Source organism: Actinocorallia sp. A-T 12471, assembly GCF_033875155.1.
In the GTDB taxonomy this organism is placed as follows: Bacteria; Actinomycetota; Actinomycetes; order Streptosporangiales; family Streptosporangiaceae; genus Actinocorallia.
Genome location: NZ_JAWZTE010000003.1, coordinates 101159 through 115786, shown reverse-complemented (window position 1 = coordinate 115786; position 14628 = coordinate 101159). Strand labels below are relative to the sequence as shown.

Annotated in this window: 11 protein-coding genes; all 11 read right to left on the bottom strand. The window is 71.9% G+C overall.

The window, feature by feature from the left end; all coding sequences use genetic code 11:
• Window positions 1-1122 precede the first annotated feature (1122 nt).
• Window positions 1123-1752: an MBL fold metallo-hydrolase gene (locus R9X44_RS09680; RefSeq protein ID WP_319813693.1), complete on the bottom strand. Its 630-nt coding sequence runs from the start codon at window positions 1750-1752 to the stop codon at window positions 1123-1125.
• On the bottom strand, window positions 1749-2834 hold the full coding sequence (locus R9X44_RS09675) for an S-(hydroxymethyl)mycothiol dehydrogenase (RefSeq protein WP_319813692.1): 1086 nt from the start codon (window positions 2832-2834) through the stop codon (window positions 1749-1751). Before R9X44_RS09675 ends, R9X44_RS09680 begins: the two co-directional genes overlap by 4 nt.
• Window positions 2835-2946: 112 nt before the next feature.
• Window positions 2947-4125 (bottom strand): FAD-binding oxidoreductase, encoded by a 1179-nt coding sequence (locus R9X44_RS09670; protein ID WP_319813691.1) that lies wholly within the window; start codon window positions 4123-4125, stop codon window positions 2947-2949.
• On the bottom strand, window positions 4122-5438 hold the full coding sequence (locus R9X44_RS09665; protein ID WP_319813690.1) for an FMN-binding glutamate synthase family protein: 1317 nt from the start codon (window positions 5436-5438) through the stop codon (window positions 4122-4124). The genes R9X44_RS09670 and R9X44_RS09665 overlap by 4 nt, the downstream gene beginning before the upstream one ends.
• Window positions 5439-5454: 16 nt before the next feature.
• Window positions 5455-6123 (bottom strand): hypothetical protein, encoded by a 669-nt coding sequence (locus R9X44_RS09660; RefSeq protein WP_319813689.1) that lies wholly within the window; start codon window positions 6121-6123, stop codon window positions 5455-5457.
• Entirely contained in the window at window positions 6111-6791 is a 681-nt protein-coding gene (locus tag R9X44_RS09655; RefSeq protein ID WP_319813688.1) for a hypothetical protein, read from the bottom strand. Before R9X44_RS09655 ends, R9X44_RS09660 begins: the two co-directional genes overlap by 13 nt.
• 23 nt (window positions 6792-6814) lie before the next feature.
• Window positions 6815-8158 (bottom strand): type III glutamate--ammonia ligase, encoded by a 1344-nt coding sequence (glnT, locus tag R9X44_RS09650; protein ID WP_319813687.1) that lies wholly within the window; start codon window positions 8156-8158, stop codon window positions 6815-6817.
• Between the two features lie 177 nt (window positions 8159-8335).
• Complete coding sequence (locus tag R9X44_RS09645) at window positions 8336-9691, bottom strand: ammonium transporter (RefSeq protein WP_413774928.1); 1356 nt, start codon at window positions 9689-9691, stop codon at window positions 8336-8338.
• Between the two features lie 149 nt (window positions 9692-9840).
• Window positions 9841-10599 (bottom strand): enoyl-CoA hydratase-related protein, encoded by a 759-nt coding sequence (locus tag R9X44_RS09640; RefSeq protein ID WP_319813685.1) that lies wholly within the window; start codon window positions 10597-10599, stop codon window positions 9841-9843.
• A gap of 16 nt (window positions 10600-10615) precedes the next feature.
• Window positions 10616-12670: an acyl-CoA dehydrogenase family protein gene (locus R9X44_RS09635; RefSeq protein ID WP_319813684.1), complete on the bottom strand. Its 2055-nt coding sequence runs from the start codon at window positions 12668-12670 to the stop codon at window positions 10616-10618.
• The gene (locus R9X44_RS09630) at window positions 12667-14610 is read right to left on the bottom strand and encodes an acetoacetate--CoA ligase (RefSeq protein WP_319813683.1); all 1944 of its coding nucleotides are present in this window, start codon (window positions 14608-14610) and stop codon (window positions 12667-12669) included. The genes R9X44_RS09635 and R9X44_RS09630 overlap by 4 nt, the downstream gene beginning before the upstream one ends.
• Window positions 14611-14628 lie beyond the last annotated feature (18 nt).

Genomic DNA, 14628 nt, shown 5'->3' with positions numbered 1-14628 from the left:
CCCCGCAACCCGCCCAAGCCCACCCCAGCGACGCCCCCGCAACCCGCCCAAGCCCACCCCAGCGACGCCCCCGCAACCCGCCCAAGCCCACCCCAGCGACGCCCCCGCAACCCGCCCAAGCTCACTCCGATGACGCTTCACGCGCCACCCAGCCCGCTCGACAACCGACGACGAAAAAGGGCGCCGGCCCGGCTATCAGAACGGGCCGGAGCCTGAAGGGACACTAGCAAGCCTCCGCGAGCCAGCCCCTGCCTTCATCGAATCCGCTGGGACCGCGGCCGTTTCCGGCCGCCCCCCGCACCGCCGCAAACCTCACCGCGACGACCCGGGCCCGCCCCCGCGGCACCGCCGCGCTCGACGCGCCGTGGAGACCCGTCCCAGCTCAATCGTGCCCGGCAGCAGCACCGCCCCCGCGCGCCGCTCAGCAGTGGCGTCGCCGTCACGCGCCGGTCGGCAGCTGCAGACCGGCGCTGTCCAACAGCGGCACCGCCGCCGCGCACCGCCCGGCAGTGGGGTCGCCGTCACGTGCTGGGGGTAGCCGCGCGCGACGCGCTGTCCGGCTGCGGCACCGCCGCCGCGCGGCGTCCGGTAGCCGCGCACTAGGCACCGCCCCCAAGCGCCGCTCGGCGGCCGAGCGCTAGGAGCAGCCCGGCAGCAGCGACGCTGCCGTGCGCTGCCGCAGAGCGCGCGCCGTCCAGCTGCGGCACCGCCGCCGCGCGCCGTCTCGTAGCAGCATTGCCCGTCGCGTGGCGCTCGGCGGCCGCGCACCGCGTGGTGTCCAGCAGTTGCACCGCTGCCACGCGCGGACCGGCAGTGGCGTCGCCGTCACGTGCTGGGGCGGCCGCGCGGCGCGTGGTGTCCGGCAGGGGCACCGCCGCTGTGCGGTGCTCGGTGGCTGGGTCCCACGCGCTGTTCAGTAGTGGGACTGCTGCCGGTCGGCGTTCGGCAGTGGTGGCGTCGCCGGTACGCGGCGTGCGGCGGCTGTGCGTCAGGCACCGCCCGGCAGTGGTGTCGCCGTCACGCGCTGTTCGGCAGCGGGGGCGCTGTCGCGTGGCGCGTGGGGGCGCGGGTTAGGGAGGGGTGGGTTGTGGTGTGTTTTGGTGGGAGGGCGTTAGGGGGTGGTTAGTGGCCTCGGGTTATCCAGTCTTGGAGGTGGGGGGATTCGGTGGTGATTTGGGTGGAGGGGCCGTGGCCGGTGCGGACGGTGGTTTCTGGGGGGAGGGTGAGGAGTTTTTGGCGGATGCTGGTGATGATGGTGGGGAAGTCGGAGTAGGAGCGGCCTGTTGCGCCGGGGCCGCCTTGGAAGAGGGTGTCGCCGGTGAAGACGGTGTGCAGGTCGGGGGAGTAGAGGCAGACTGCGCCGGGGGCGTGGCCGGGGGTGTGCAGGACGCGCAGGGTGATGCCGCCTGCCTTGATGAGTTGGCCGTCGTGCAGTTCGGCGTCGGGTTTGCGGTCGGGGTGGGTCATGTCCCACAGGACCTGGTCGTCGGGGTGCAGCAGGATGGGTGCGCCGGTGGCTTCGGCGAGGGCCGGGGCGGCGTCGATGTGGTCGTTGTGGGCGTGTGTGGAGATGATGGCCTTGAGCCTGCGGCCGCCCAGGGCGCGTTCGATGGCCTCGGCGTCGTGCGCGGCGTCGATGACGACGGCCTCGCGGTCGTCGCCGACGATCCACACGTTGTTGTCGACGTCCCAGGTGCCCCCGTCGAGCGAGAACTGGCCGGAGGTGACGAGGTGGGTGATCGGCTCGGTCACAGGATCACCACCGAACGCAGCACGTCGCCGTGGTGCATCTTGTCGAACGCGGCCTCGATGTCGTCGAGCGAGATCGTCTCGGTGACGAACTCATCGAGCGCCAGGCGGCCCTGCAGGTGCAGGTCGATGAGCATCGGGAAGTCGCGTGACGGCAGGCAGTCGCCGTACCAGGACGACTTCAGCGCCCCGCCGCGTCCGAACACGTCGAGCAGCGGCAGTTCGAGCTTCATCTCCGGCGTCGGGACGCCGACCAGCACGACGGTCCCGGCGAGGTCGCGCGCGTAGAAAGCCTGCTCGTAGGTCTCCGGACGGCCCACCGCCTCGATGACGACGTCCGCGCCGTTGCCCTCGGTCAGCTCGCGGATCGCCTCCACCGCGTCGGTGTCCCGCGAGTTGACGGCGTGCGTCGCGCCGAGTTCGAGCGCCTTGTCGAGCTTGCGCGGGTCGATGTCCACCGCGATGATCTTGCGCGCTCCGGCGAGCCGGGAGCCCATGATCGCCGCGTCGCCGACGCCGCCGCACCCGATGACCGCCACCGAGTCGCCGCGCGTCACGCCGCCGGTGTTGATGGCCGCGCCGATCCCCGCCATCACCCCGCAGCCCAGCAGGCCCGCGACCTCGGGCTTGACGGCCGGATCGACCTTGGTGCACTGCCCGGCCGCCACGAGGGTCTTCTCCGCGAACGCCCCGATGCCCAGGGCTGGGGACAGCTCGGTGCCGTCCTCGAGCGTCATCTTCTGCTTGGCGTTGTGGGTGTTGAAGCAGTACCAGGGCCGCCCCCGCAGGCACGCCCGGCACTGCCCGCACACCGCGCGCCAGTTCAGCACCACGAAATCGCCCGGCGTGACCTCGGTGACGCCCTCGCCGACCGACTCCACGACCCCGGCCGCCTCGTGCCCGAGCAGGAACGGGAAGTCGTCGTTGATGCCGCCCTGTTTGTAGTGCAGGTCGGTGTGGCACACCCCGCATGCCTGGATCTTGACCACTGCCTCGCCGGGGCCGGGGTCGGGGATCGCGATCGTCTCGACGCGGACCGGCTCGTTCTTGCCGGGCGCGACGACGCCGCGTACGCGCTGTGCCATTGTGGTGCTCCTTCGCTTGCCGCGGGCTCCCGTGCGAGCCCGCTCCACCGATCATGCCACTGCCCGCCGACCCCCGCTGACGCGCCTGTGGATAACCCAGTCGAGAAATCTGTCAGCGCATTTCCCCGGCCCCTATGTAGGGATTTGTACTGGTCAACGGGCTTTCTTCCGCAAATCGGGTGAATCTAAAGTCCGCTGCGGGTACCTGCGGGTCAAGGCTGTCGCCCTCGATGACGAGGTCCGCGACGAGTTCGCCGACCGCCGGCGAGATCTTGAACCCGTGGCCGGAGAACCCGGCGGCGACGACGAGCCCGTCGGGCCCGGCGGGTCCGATGATCGGGTTGAAGTCGGGGGTGACGTCGTAGCAGCCCGCGTACCCGCCGGTGAATCCCGCGTTGATGAGCCCGGGGAAGCGATGTTCGAGCCGCGCCGCGGTCCGTTCCATGAACGAGGTCTCCGCCCGGTTCCGGTAGGCGTCGGGATCGGCCCATTCCGGCTCGGACAGGTCACTGTTCCCGAACAGCAGCTTCCCGCCCGTCTCCGCACGGACGTACTGCAACGACACGAGGTCCGACAGAACCGGAATGTCCCCCAGATGCTCGCCAGGGTCGATCAGCATGATCTGTTCCCGCATGGCCCGGATCGGCAGGGCGAGGCCGAGCGGCGCGGCGAGCGCCACCGACCAGGGCCCTGCCGCGAGCACCACGACGTCCGCCGCGACGAACTCGCCGTCCGCGAGCAGCACCCCCGTCACCTTCCCGCTCTCCGCGACGATCGACGCCACCTCCGCGCCCTGCCGGATGACGGCCCCGTCACGCCGCGCGGCGGCCGCGAACGCCTGCGCGGTCGAGTACGCGTCCCCGTAGCCGCCGTAAGGCTCGTACCCGAAGGCCGCGAAGTCGTCGGTATACGCGGCGGGCCACATCTCCTTGACCTCGTCGTGGCCGATCTCGCGGACGTCGATGCCGAGCCCCTTGTGCATCTCAAGGTTGGCCCGCAACGCCGCCGCGTTCTGCGCCCCCACCCCGACGACGTAGCCCGTCCGCCGGAAGCCGACGTCCTGCCCGAGGACGTCCTGGGCGTTCTCGAACAGCTCGGTGCCCTTCCACGCCATGGCGGCGAGCGAAGGCACCCCGTAGTGGCAGCGGACGATCCCGCTCGACTTGCCGGTGCCGCCCGACCCGATGGTGGCCCGTTCCAGCACCGTGACGGACACGCCGCGCCCGGCCAGACAGCGCGCGGCCGCCACCCCTTCGAGCCCGCCCCCGACGATGACGACGTCGGCGCTCATCCGGTCACCCCGGGAATCCACGACGTGCCCGCGAGCGGCACCCGCGCCATCGCGGCCGCCTCGACGGTCAGCGCGACGAGGTCCTCGGGTTCGAGCCGGTGCACGTCGGACTTGCCGCAGGCGCGCGCGAGCATCGTCGTCTCCATGACCAGGGACCGCAGGTAGTTGGCGACGCGTTCCGCGCCGAGGCCGGGGTCGAGCCGCCGTTCCAGGGCGGGTTCCTGGGTGGCGACCCCGACGGGGCACGCCCCGGTGTGGCACGCGGCGCAGCCGCCCGGAAGCACGTTGAGCTTCTTGTAATCCCCGGTGACGTCGACCCGCGCGCCGGACTCGTCGGTGTAGGCGGCGTCGTTGCAGCCGAGGGCGATGAGCGCGCCGACGCCGATGGACACCGCGTCCGCGCCGAGCGCGAGGGCCTTGGCGACGTCCGCGCCGCTGCGGATGCCGCCGGAGACGATGAGCTGGACGTCGGCCCCGACCTCGGCGACGGCGTCGGCGGCGAGCCGGACGGCGGCGAGGGTGGGGATGCCGGTGTGCTCGATGAACGCGTCCTGGGTGGCCGCGGTGCCGCCCTGCATGCCGTCCACGACGACGACGTCGGCTCCGGCGGCGATGGCGAGCTTCACGTCGTGCTCGACGCGGGTCGCGCCGACCTTCACGTAGATCGGGATGCGCCAGTCGGTGGCCTCGCGCAGTTCGAGGATCTTGATGGTGAGGTCGTCGGGGCCGGTCCAGTCGGGGTGCCGGCTCGCCGAGCGCTGGTCGATGCCCTCGGGAAGGGTGCGCATCGAGGCGACGCGCGGCCCCACCTTCTGTCCGAGCAGCATCCCTCCGCCGCCCGGCTTCGCGCCCTGCCCTAGGACGATCTCGACGGCGTCGGCCTTGCGCAGGTCGTCGGGGTTGAAGCCGTACCGCGAAGGCAGGCACTGGTAGACGAGGGTCTTGGACGACTGCCGTTCCTCCGGCGTCATACCGCCGTCGCCCGTGGTGGTGGAGGTGCCGACTTCTGACGCGGCCCTGCCGAGCGCGTCCTTGGCCGAGGCGGACAGCGCGCCGAAGGACATGCCCGCGATGGTGATGGGGATGTCGAGCACCACGGGCTCGGACGCGTTGCGCGCCCCCAGCACCGTCCGTGTCTCGCACTTCTCGCGGTACCCCTCGAGCGGGTACCTTGACGCGCTCGCGGTGAGCAGTAGCAGGTCGTCGAAGGACGGCACCGCGCGGCGCGCGCCAAGGCCGCGGATCGCGTACCTGCCGACGGCGGCGCGTTCCTGGATCTCGGCGATGACCGAGGGCGGGAATGTGTGGTTCATGGTGGCTCCTGCGGTCTCAGTAGGAGGCGTGGTGCTGGGTGGAGAAGTGGTAGAGGGTCCGCGCGGAGGCGACCCTTGTGACGTTCTCCGGGTCGATGTGGTCGAAGCCGCAGCTCTTGGCGAGGTCCCTGACGGTCTTGACGTCGGCCTCGGTGAGCTCCTCGATCCGCGCGTCGGTGCCGAGCCCCGCGATCTTCCCCGCGACGTAGATGACTGCCTCGTACAGCGAGTCGCCCAGCCCGTCCCCGGCGTCGCCGCCTATGAGGACGGTCCCGGCCTGCGCCATGAACCCGCAGTACGCGCCGACGTTCCCGCCGACCGCGAGCGTCGCGCCCTTAAGCGAGATGGCGGCCCGCAAAGACGCGTCCCCGTCAACGACCACAAGGCCGCCATGCGCACTGGCCGCCGCCGACTGGCTCGCGTCCCCCTTCACATGCACGCGCCCGGACATCAGGTTCTCCCCGACGCCCCACCCCACGGGCCCGTTGACGGTGACGTCAGCCAACTTGCCGAGGCCGCCCGTGTAATACCCCGCAGGCCCGTCAAGGGTGACGCGTACCGCAGCGTCCAAGCCGACCGCGAGGTTGTGCCGCCCGCGCGGGTCGGCCACGACGGCCGAGGCCCCGTCGGGAAGCGCGCGCAGGGCGCGGTTGATGTCGCGGACTTCGCCGGTCAGCGCTTCCACAGGTGGACCTCCTCGGGGCCTGGCTCGAACACGCGCGCCTCGTCGAATCCGGGCAGCCCGACCAGGGCTCGGTATTCGGAGACCATCGCGACCCACGCGGGCGTCTCGGCGATGATCGCGGGCTTGCAGGCGACGGCGTCGCGGACGACGGCGAACTCGTCGTCGGTGGTGACCAGCAGGGTGTAGAACCCGTCGAAGACCTCGCAGACGAGCCTGAGCGCCTTGTCGAGGTCGTCGCCGAGGTCGAGGCGGTGGCCGACGAACCGGGCGGCGACCTCGGAGTCGTTGTCGGTCTCGAAGACGACGCCTTCGGCCTCAAGCGCGCGGCGGACCGTCGCGTGGTTGGCGAAGGAGCCGTTGTGGACCAGGCAGAGGCCGGGCCTCGGCGAGAACGGGTGGCTGCCCTCGACGGTGATGGCCGACTCGGTGGCCATCCGGGTGTGGCCGACGGCGCGGCGGCCGCTCATCGCGGCGAGGCCGAACTCCTCGGCGAGCGTGACGGGGTCGCCGACGCCCTTCAGGACGGCCAGGCCGTCCGGGCCGTAGACGCCGACGCCCGCGGAGTCGGGGCCGCGTTCGCGGACCTGGGCGAGCATCCCGCTGAGCAGTGCGCCAAGGCGGGGTTCAAGCCCTTCGTCCTTCAGGTGCAGGCCGACTATGCCGCACATGGGTTCCTCCTCAAGGGTGGTGGCTAGAAGGCGGTCAGGTAGGTGTCGGTCTCCCAGGAGCTGACCTGGCTGTGCCAGGCGAGGAACTCCTCGCGCTTGATCCGCGCGTAGTAGGCGGCGACGCCGTCTCCCGCGGCGTCCAGCGCCCCGGAGACGACGGGGTCCGCGCCGAGCGCCTCGACGGCGTGCAGGAGGGTCGGAGGCAGGTCGGCGGTACCGGAGCCGGGCTCGCCGGGGTCGGCCGCCGCGTCTATCCCGGCGAGGCCCGCCGTGAGGAGGGCGGCCATGGCGAGGTAGGGGTTGGCGGACCCGTCGGCGAGGCGTACCTCGATCCGGTCTCCGTCCGGCACCCTGACGAGGTGCGTGCGGTCGTTGCCTCCGTAGGTCGCCTTACGCGGCGCCCAGGTGGCCCCCGACGCGGTCGTGGCGGCGGTCGTCCTCTTGAAGGAGTTGACGGTCGGCGTCACGACGGCCGAGAGCGCGGGCGCGTGGGCGAGCAGCCCGGACACGAACTGGTAGGCGAGCGGGGAAAGGCCGAGGCCGCGCGGGTCGTCGGGGGCGGGGAACAGAGGGGTGTCCCCGTCCCACAGGGACATGTGCATGTGCAGGCCGGAGCCCGTACGGTCGGTGAAGGGCTTCGGCATGAAGGTGGCGGTCATGCCGCGCCGCTCGGCGAGCGTCTGGACGAGGTACCGGAAGGTGACGAGCCGGTCGGCGGTGGTCAGCGCCTCGGCGTACTCGAAGTTCTGCTCGAACTGCCCGTTCCCGTCCTCGTGGTCGTTGGCGTAGTTGGCCCAGCCGAGCCCGTTGAGGACGGTGGAGACCTCGGTGAGGTGGTCGTACATGCGGGTGAGGTCGCGCGCGTCGTAGCAGGGCTGCGCGGAGGTGTCCTTGGCGTCCGCGACGGCAAGGGCTCCGGAAGCCTCACGCCGCACAAGGAAGTACTCGGCTTCCGCGCCGACCTTCGCGGTGATGCCGCGCGCGGCGAGGCGCGCGAGGACCGCCTTGAGGATGACGCGCGGCGCGTACTTCCAGGGGACGCCGTCCACGTGCGGGTCGCATTGGACCATCGCCAGGCCCGGCTTGATCTCGTGCAGCGGGGTGAAGGACGCGACGTCGGGGAGCGTGATGAGGTCGGGGTCGGAGGGCACCTGGCCGATCGCCCCGGCGGCGTATCCGGCGAATCCGACGCCGTCGCGCTCCAGCATGCCGACCGCCGACGCGGGCACGAGCTTGGCGCAGGGTTTGCCGGTCATGTCGACGAACGTCGCGAGGACAAAGCGGATGCCCGCGGCCTCGACCCGTTCCGACAGCGTCGCGGAGGCCGCCTGTGTGGTCGGGGCCAGGGGGGTCGCCAGCGTGCTCATCGTTCACCTCTCCTACCATTGTTCACTGACAGGAATCTTCGTTCCCTAGTAGTAAACACAGCGGCGGTTGCCGGAAAAGAGGCGCGACGTAACAGTGGCGTTAACCCGGACGCGCCGAACCCCCGCCCGGGGCGCTCCGGGAGGGGGTTCGGGGTCTTGCGGGGATGAGGGGAGGGGTCAGGCGTCCACGGTCTCCTTGGCGGGCCCGCCCGCCTCGCCGGAGTCCGTGACGGGCTCCTCGACCTCGAGGATCACCGGGTGGTCGAGGTGGTCGTAGGCGAGCTCCTTGTGGACGGCGAAGTCGATGCCCGACGCCTCCACATGGCCCTCGACGCGCAGGCCGATCGTCTTCTTCAGGACGAACGCGATGGCGAGGGTGACCACGAAAGAGTAGGCGAGGACGGCGACCGCCGCGAGCGCCTGGGTGCCGAGCAGGCCGATGCCGCCGCCGTAGAACAGGCCGTCCTGGCCGTTGGGGGCGTCGGAGCTGGCGAGCAGGCCGATCAGGATCGTGCCGACGAGCCCGCCGACCATGTGCACGCCGACCACGTCGAGCGCGTCGTCGTAGCCGAGCTTGTACTTGAGGCTGACGGCGAGCGGGCAGATGAGCCCGGCGACCGCGCCGAGGACGAGCGCGCCGACGGGCGTCACCGCGCCGCAGGACGGGGTGATCGCGACGAGGCCGGTGATCGCGCCCGACGCCGCGCCGAGGGTCGTGGCGTGGCCGTCGCGGAGCTTCTCCACGAGCATCCACGCGAGCATCGCCGCGCACGTGGCGTTGAACGTGTTGAGCAGGACGACGCTCGCGGCGTTGCCGGCCGCCAGGGCCGAGCCGCCGTTGAACCCGAACCAGCCGAACCACAGGATGCCCGCGCCGAGCATCATCAGCGGCAGGTTGCCCGGCTTGTGGGTGTTGGGGAAGTTCGACCGCCTGCCGAGCACGAGGACGACGGCGAGGGCGGCGACGCCCGCGTTGATGTGCACCGCGGTCCCGCCCGCGAAGTCGATCGCGCCGAGGTCGTTGGCGATCCAGCCGCCGACCGCGGTGTCGGAGTCGAACGCGAAGACCCAGTGCGCGACGGGGAAGTAGACGAGCAGCGCCCACGCGGCGGCGAAGACGAGCCACGCGCCGAACTTGATCCGGTCGGCGAGCGCGCCGGAGATCAGGGCGACGGTGATGCAGGCGAAGAGCGCCTGGAAGACGGCGAAGAGCGTCGGCGGGATCGCCGCGTCGGGATCTTCGGCGATGAGGCTGCTGAGCCCGGTGTGCTCGGTGAGGTTCCCCAGCAGGCCGATGCCGCCGTAGGAGTCACCGAAGGCCGCGGAGTAGCCCACGACCGTCCACAGGACGCCGACGATCGCGACCGCGCCGAACGTCATCATGATCATGTTGAGAATGCTGCGGGTGCCCGTCATGCCGCCGTAGAAGAGCGCGAGACCGGGCACCATGAGGAGCACCGCTGCGGCGCTCGTCAGGATCCACGCTGTACTGCCAGTGTCCACACCGTCTCCTGTAAGTGTGCTGAGTTGCATGACAGTGAACGGCGGGTGTGTTGCGCCACACTACGCAGGCGGTGAACTCTGTGTTTCCCGAACGGCCCGCGCGCGGTGCGCTGTGGCGGCCGCGTTTCCGGAACCCCTCCACGCCGAGGGGCCGGCCCCGGCCCCTCGGCGAACGAACGTCAGCGCTTGGCCGCGCGCGCCGCGAGCACCGCCTTGGCGGCCGGACGCGTGCCCGACGACGCCTGCGCCCACGCCTCGAACCCGACGGTCGCGGCGAGCCCCTCGTCGGTGAGGCCGACCGCGGTCTTGATATCGCGGGCCAGCTCGGGAGGCAGCGCGGCGACGCGCCCGGCGAGGGCGAGCGCTTCGCTCAGCGGGTCGTCGTGCAACGAAAGCGCGAGCCCGTGACGGACGGCTTCTTCACCCGCGTAGGTGCCGCCTTCCAGCAGCATCGCCAATGCGCGCTGCTTGCCGAGCGCTTGGACGAGGAAGTACGTCGCGCCGCCTCCCGGGTGCAGGCCGATCCGCGCGAACGTCGCGCTGAACTTCGCGGTGGGGGAGGCGAGGCGGATGTCGCAGCACATCGCGAGATTGAGCCCCGCGCCGATCGCGTGCCCGCGCACCGCCGCGATCGTGGGGAAGTCAAGGTCGCGCAGCGCGAGGAAGCCCGCGTACACGCCCTTCAGACGTTCCCGTAGGTCGCCGACGGGGAGGTCGCCGCCGAACAGCTCGCCAAGGTCGGCCCCCGAACAGAACGACGACCCCGCACCCGTGACGACGAGGACGCGCGCGTCACGGTCGGCCTTCAGCAGGGCGGCGGCCTCAAGCAGTTCATCGCGCATCGCGAAGCTGAGCGCGTTGTGCCGCTCCGGATCGTCAAGGGTGAGCACCCGGACGCCGTCATCATGCCGCTCGAGCCGCAGCGTCTTGCCTTCCACAATTCCTCCAGTCGGGTCAGTCGCCGGTCAGGTCCCACAGCAGGTCGGCGTCGGCCGAGGCGTCGCCGAGCAGGTCGGCCCAGTGGTGCGCGGGCGCGCCGTCGTCGCGCGCCGCCCACAGCAGCCGGGTGAAGCGGTGCAGCGGATGCTCGCGGGTGACGCCGATCGCGCCGTGCACCTGGTGGCACGCGGCGGCGACCTCGTCGGCGGCGTCGGCGAGCACGACGCGCAGCGCGGCGATCCCGTACCCGTCGGCGGCGCGGGCCAGGGCGCTCTCGGCGAGCGCGAGCTGGGCGGCGGCGCGCGCGAGCGTCTGCGAGACGGCCTGGAAATCGCGCAGCGGCCTGCCGAACTGGGTCCGGTCGCCCGCGTGCGCGACGGACAGGCGCAGCGCCGCGCGCATCGCCCCGACGGTCCGCGCCGACCGCAGCAGCGCCAGCCGCTCGAGCACCGCCCCCGAAGGCCACGGGTTCGGGACGCGCTCGTGCGGCTCGATCAGGCTCTCGGTGAACCGGATGGTGTCGTAGGGCTCGCCCGCGAGGTCGTGGCCCGGCTCGACCTTCCACCCCATGACGTGGCCGTCCAGGAGCACGAGTTCGTCGCCGAGGACGAGCACGACCAGCGGACAGTAGGCGGCCCAGGGGACGCCGGTGATGAAGCCGTCGAGGATGAGGTACTCGCCTTCGCGCGTCACCTTGAGCCCCGCGCCGGGTTCCGGCACGACGGCGGCCATGTCCATGCGCCGGTTCGGCGGCACGAGCGCCCACGCGAGGGCGGTCTCGGCGAGCGGGACGGAGATCGCGAGCTCGCCGAGCGTCTCGAGCAGGGCGAGGAGGTCGGCGTCCTCGGCGCTGTGCCAGCCGAGGTCGGCGAGCCGCCGCACCCACAGCTCGGAGTCGACGCGGGGCTCCTCGTCGCGCAGGACGTCGCGGGCGACGTCGCGGATGAGCGAGCGCGGCCGCGCGGTGGTCAGGCCGCGCGCGATGATCGTGCCGAGCACTTCCGTGGTGCCGCCGCGCAGGGTGAAGCCGGGAGCGGCGAGGATGCCTTCGGCGAGCAGCCGGGACCGCGTGTCGCCGCCCAGGTCGGGCCGCAGGCCCGTCGCGGCGCGCGCGACGGTCACGACGTCCTTCTCGAACCGGGTGCCGAGCAGTTTGAGCACGGCGGCCTCGCGGACCGGGGCGCGGCCCGCGTCCATCTCGGCGGCGACGTCCCTGGCCAGGCCGCGCAGCGCCTTGAGCCGGCCCGCGAGCTGCCCCTTGGCCCGCCTCGACGCCGCGTCGTGCGCGCTCATGTGCGCGAGCAACGGATAGGTGCTGAGGACGCGTTCGACGCCGCCGCGCTCGAACGACAGCTGCTCGGTGACCTGGGTCCAGCCCTCCCCGACGGTCCCGAGCACCTGGTCGGCGGGGATGAACACGTCGTCGAAGACGACCTCGTTGAAGTGGTGCTCGCCGCCCAGGTCGTAGATCGGCCGGATCGTGATTCCGGGGGAGGCCAGGTCGAGCAGGAACTCCGTCAGCCCCTCGTGCTTGCGGCCCGAGGAGTCGGTGCGGGCGAGGAGGTAGGCGTGGGTGGAGCGGTGCGCGTGGCTCGTCCAGACCTTCGCGCCGTTGACGCGCCAGCCGCCCTCGACGGCCTCGGCGCGGGTGCGGACCGCCGCGAGGTCGCTGCCCGCCTCGGTCTCGCTCATCGCCACACAGAAGGTGATGTCGCCCGCGATGATCCCCGGCAGGAACCGCGCCTTCAGCTCGGGCGTGCCGTAGCGCACGATGGCCGGGCCGATCTGCCGGTCGGCCATCCAGTGCGCGGCGACCGGCGCGCCGTACCGCAACAGCTCCTCGGTGACGGCGAGGCGCGCGAGGTTGGAGCGGGCAGCGCCGCCGACCTCGGCGGGCCAGGTGAGCCCGATCCATCCGCGCCGCGCGAGCGATCTGCTGAAGGCGGGGTCGTGGCCGCGCATCCAGGAGTCGCAGTGCGGCTCGAACGCGCCGGACTCCAGCGCGGCCTCGGTGAAGGCGCGCACCGCGAGACGCAGCTCAAGGAGAGCCGAATCCAATTCTAGACTCATGCCAGGGAGTCTGGCCCATCCGGGACGAAATGGTCCAGCAGCGCGGGGTCGGCGAGCGAGTCGCGGTTCGCCGCCGTCGCCGGGTCGGCCCCTTGCAGGATCTTCCGTACGGGCACTTCGAGCTTCTTGCCGGAGAGCGTGCGCGGAATCCCCGGCACCTCGATGACGGCGTCGGGCACATGCCTCGGCGACAGGTCGGCCCGCAGCGCGCTCCTGAGCCTGCCGAGGAGGTCGTCGTCCAGCGAAGCGCCCTCGGCAAGGTGGACGTAAAGCAGCAGCCTGCCTTCCGCGCCCAGCCTTCCGGTGTCCACGACGAGGCTGTCGGCGATCTCCTCGAACGCCTCGACCACCCGGTAGAAGTCGCTCGTCCCCATCCGGACGCCGCCCCGGTTCAGGGTCGAGTCCGACCGTCCGTAGATCACGCAGCCGCCGTCGGGCAGGATCTTCAGCCAGTCGCCGTGCCGCCACACGCCCGGGTAGTCCGCGAAGTACGCGGCCCGGTAACGCTCCCTGTCCGGGTCGTTCCAGAACCCGACGGGCATGCACGGCATCGGCTCGGTCAGGACGAGCTCGCCGACCTCGTCGCGCAGGGGGCGGCCCGCCTCGTCGAACGCCTCGACCGCCGCGCCCAGCGCGCGGCACTGGATGACCCCCGCCCGTACCGGGAGCAGCGGCACGGGGCCGACGAAGCCGGTGCACACGTCGGTGCCGCCCGACAGCGAGCCGAGCAGCACGTCGGCTTTGACCTCCTCGTACACCCACGAGAAGCCCTCGGGGGGCAGCGGCGAGCCGGTGGAGCCGATGAGCCGCAGCGCAGACAGGTCGAGCTCGCTGCCCGGCAGCAGTCCCGCCTTGCGCGACGCGGTGATGTAGGGCGCGCCGAGCCCGAGGTGGGTCGCGCCGGTCTCGGCGGCGATGCGCCACAGCGCGTCACCGGCCGGAGCGCCGTCGAACACCACGATCGTCGCGCCGACCATCAGCCCGCTGACCAGGTAGTTCCACATCATCCACCCGGTGGTGGTGAACCAGAAGAACACGTCGCCGGGGCCGAGGTCCTGGTGCAGCGCGAGCGACTTGGTGTGCTCGAGGACCATGCCGCCGTGCCCGTGCACGATGGGCTTCGGCAGTCCGGTCGTGCCCGAGGAGTACAAAATCCACAGCGGCTGGTCGAACGGCACACGGTCGAACTCCAGGGCTCCCGGCCGAGCCAGCTCCCCGTACGCGATCGTGCCTTCGGGCACGGAGTCGCCGAGGACGGGGATGACGATCGTCGCCGCGAGCGTCGGCAGCTCAGCCCGGATCCGCGCGACGACATCACGCCGGTCGAACTCCTTGGCCCCGTAGCGGTAGCCGTCGATCGCGAGCAGCACCTTCGGCTCGATCTGCCGGAACCTGTCGACCACGCTCGCCGCGCCGAAGTCCGGCGAGCACGACGACCACGCCGCGCCCAGCGACGCCGCCGCGAGCATCACCACCAGTGCCTCGGGCCGGTTCGGCAGATACCCGACGACCCTGTCGCCGCGCCCGACGCCCAGCGCCGCGAGCCCGGCCCGCGCCCCCGCGACGGCTTCGGCAAGCTCCGCCCAGGTCAGCGTGGCGCCGGACCCGCCGTCCGTGCGGTACACGACGGCCGGCTCGTCCGGCCGCTCGGCCGCGTGCCTGAGCATGTTCTCCGCATAGTTCAGCCGGGCCGTGGGGAACCAGCGCAACCCGTCGACGGGCATCGGCCCGCCCTCACGGACCGGCCCGTCGCCGCGTTCGCCGACCACGGCGAACCAGCGCCACACCGTGTCCCAGAACCCGTCGACGTCGTCGACCGACCACGCCCAGAGCTCCGCGTAGTCGGCGGGCACGGGGTCGAGCGCCCGCATGAACGCGGTGATCCGCGCCCGCTCGACGGTCTGCGCGGACGGCTCCCACAGGGCGGCGCCCTCGTGCACGGCGGTTCCTCCTCGTCT

What these genes read in the sequence shown, in the direction of transcription:
- R9X44_RS09655 (WP_319813688.1), bottom strand. Translation starts at nt 6,791, where the DNA reads ATGTGCGGCATAGTCGGCCTGCACCTGAAGGACGAAGGGCTTGAACCC.
- glnT (WP_319813687.1), bottom strand. Translation starts at nt 8,158, where the DNA reads ATGAGCACGCTGGCGACCCCCCTGGCCCCGACCACACAGGCGGCCTCC.
- R9X44_RS09675 (WP_319813692.1), bottom strand. Translation starts at nt 2,834, where the DNA reads ATGGCACAGCGCGTACGCGGCGTCGTCGCGCCCGGCAAGAACGAGCCG.
- R9X44_RS09635 (WP_319813684.1), bottom strand. Translation starts at nt 12,670, where the DNA reads ATGAGTCTAGAATTGGATTCGGCTCTCCTTGAGCTGCGTCTCGCGGTG.
- R9X44_RS09645 (WP_413774928.1), bottom strand. Translation starts at nt 9,691, where the DNA reads ATGCAACTCAGCACACTTACAGGAGACGGTGTGGACACTGGCAGTACA.
- R9X44_RS09670 (WP_319813691.1), bottom strand. Translation starts at nt 4,125, where the DNA reads ATGAGCGCCGACGTCGTCATCGTCGGGGGCGGGCTCGAAGGGGTGGCG.
- R9X44_RS09665 (WP_319813690.1), bottom strand. Translation starts at nt 5,438, where the DNA reads ATGAACCACACATTCCCGCCCTCGGTCATCGCCGAGATCCAGGAACGC.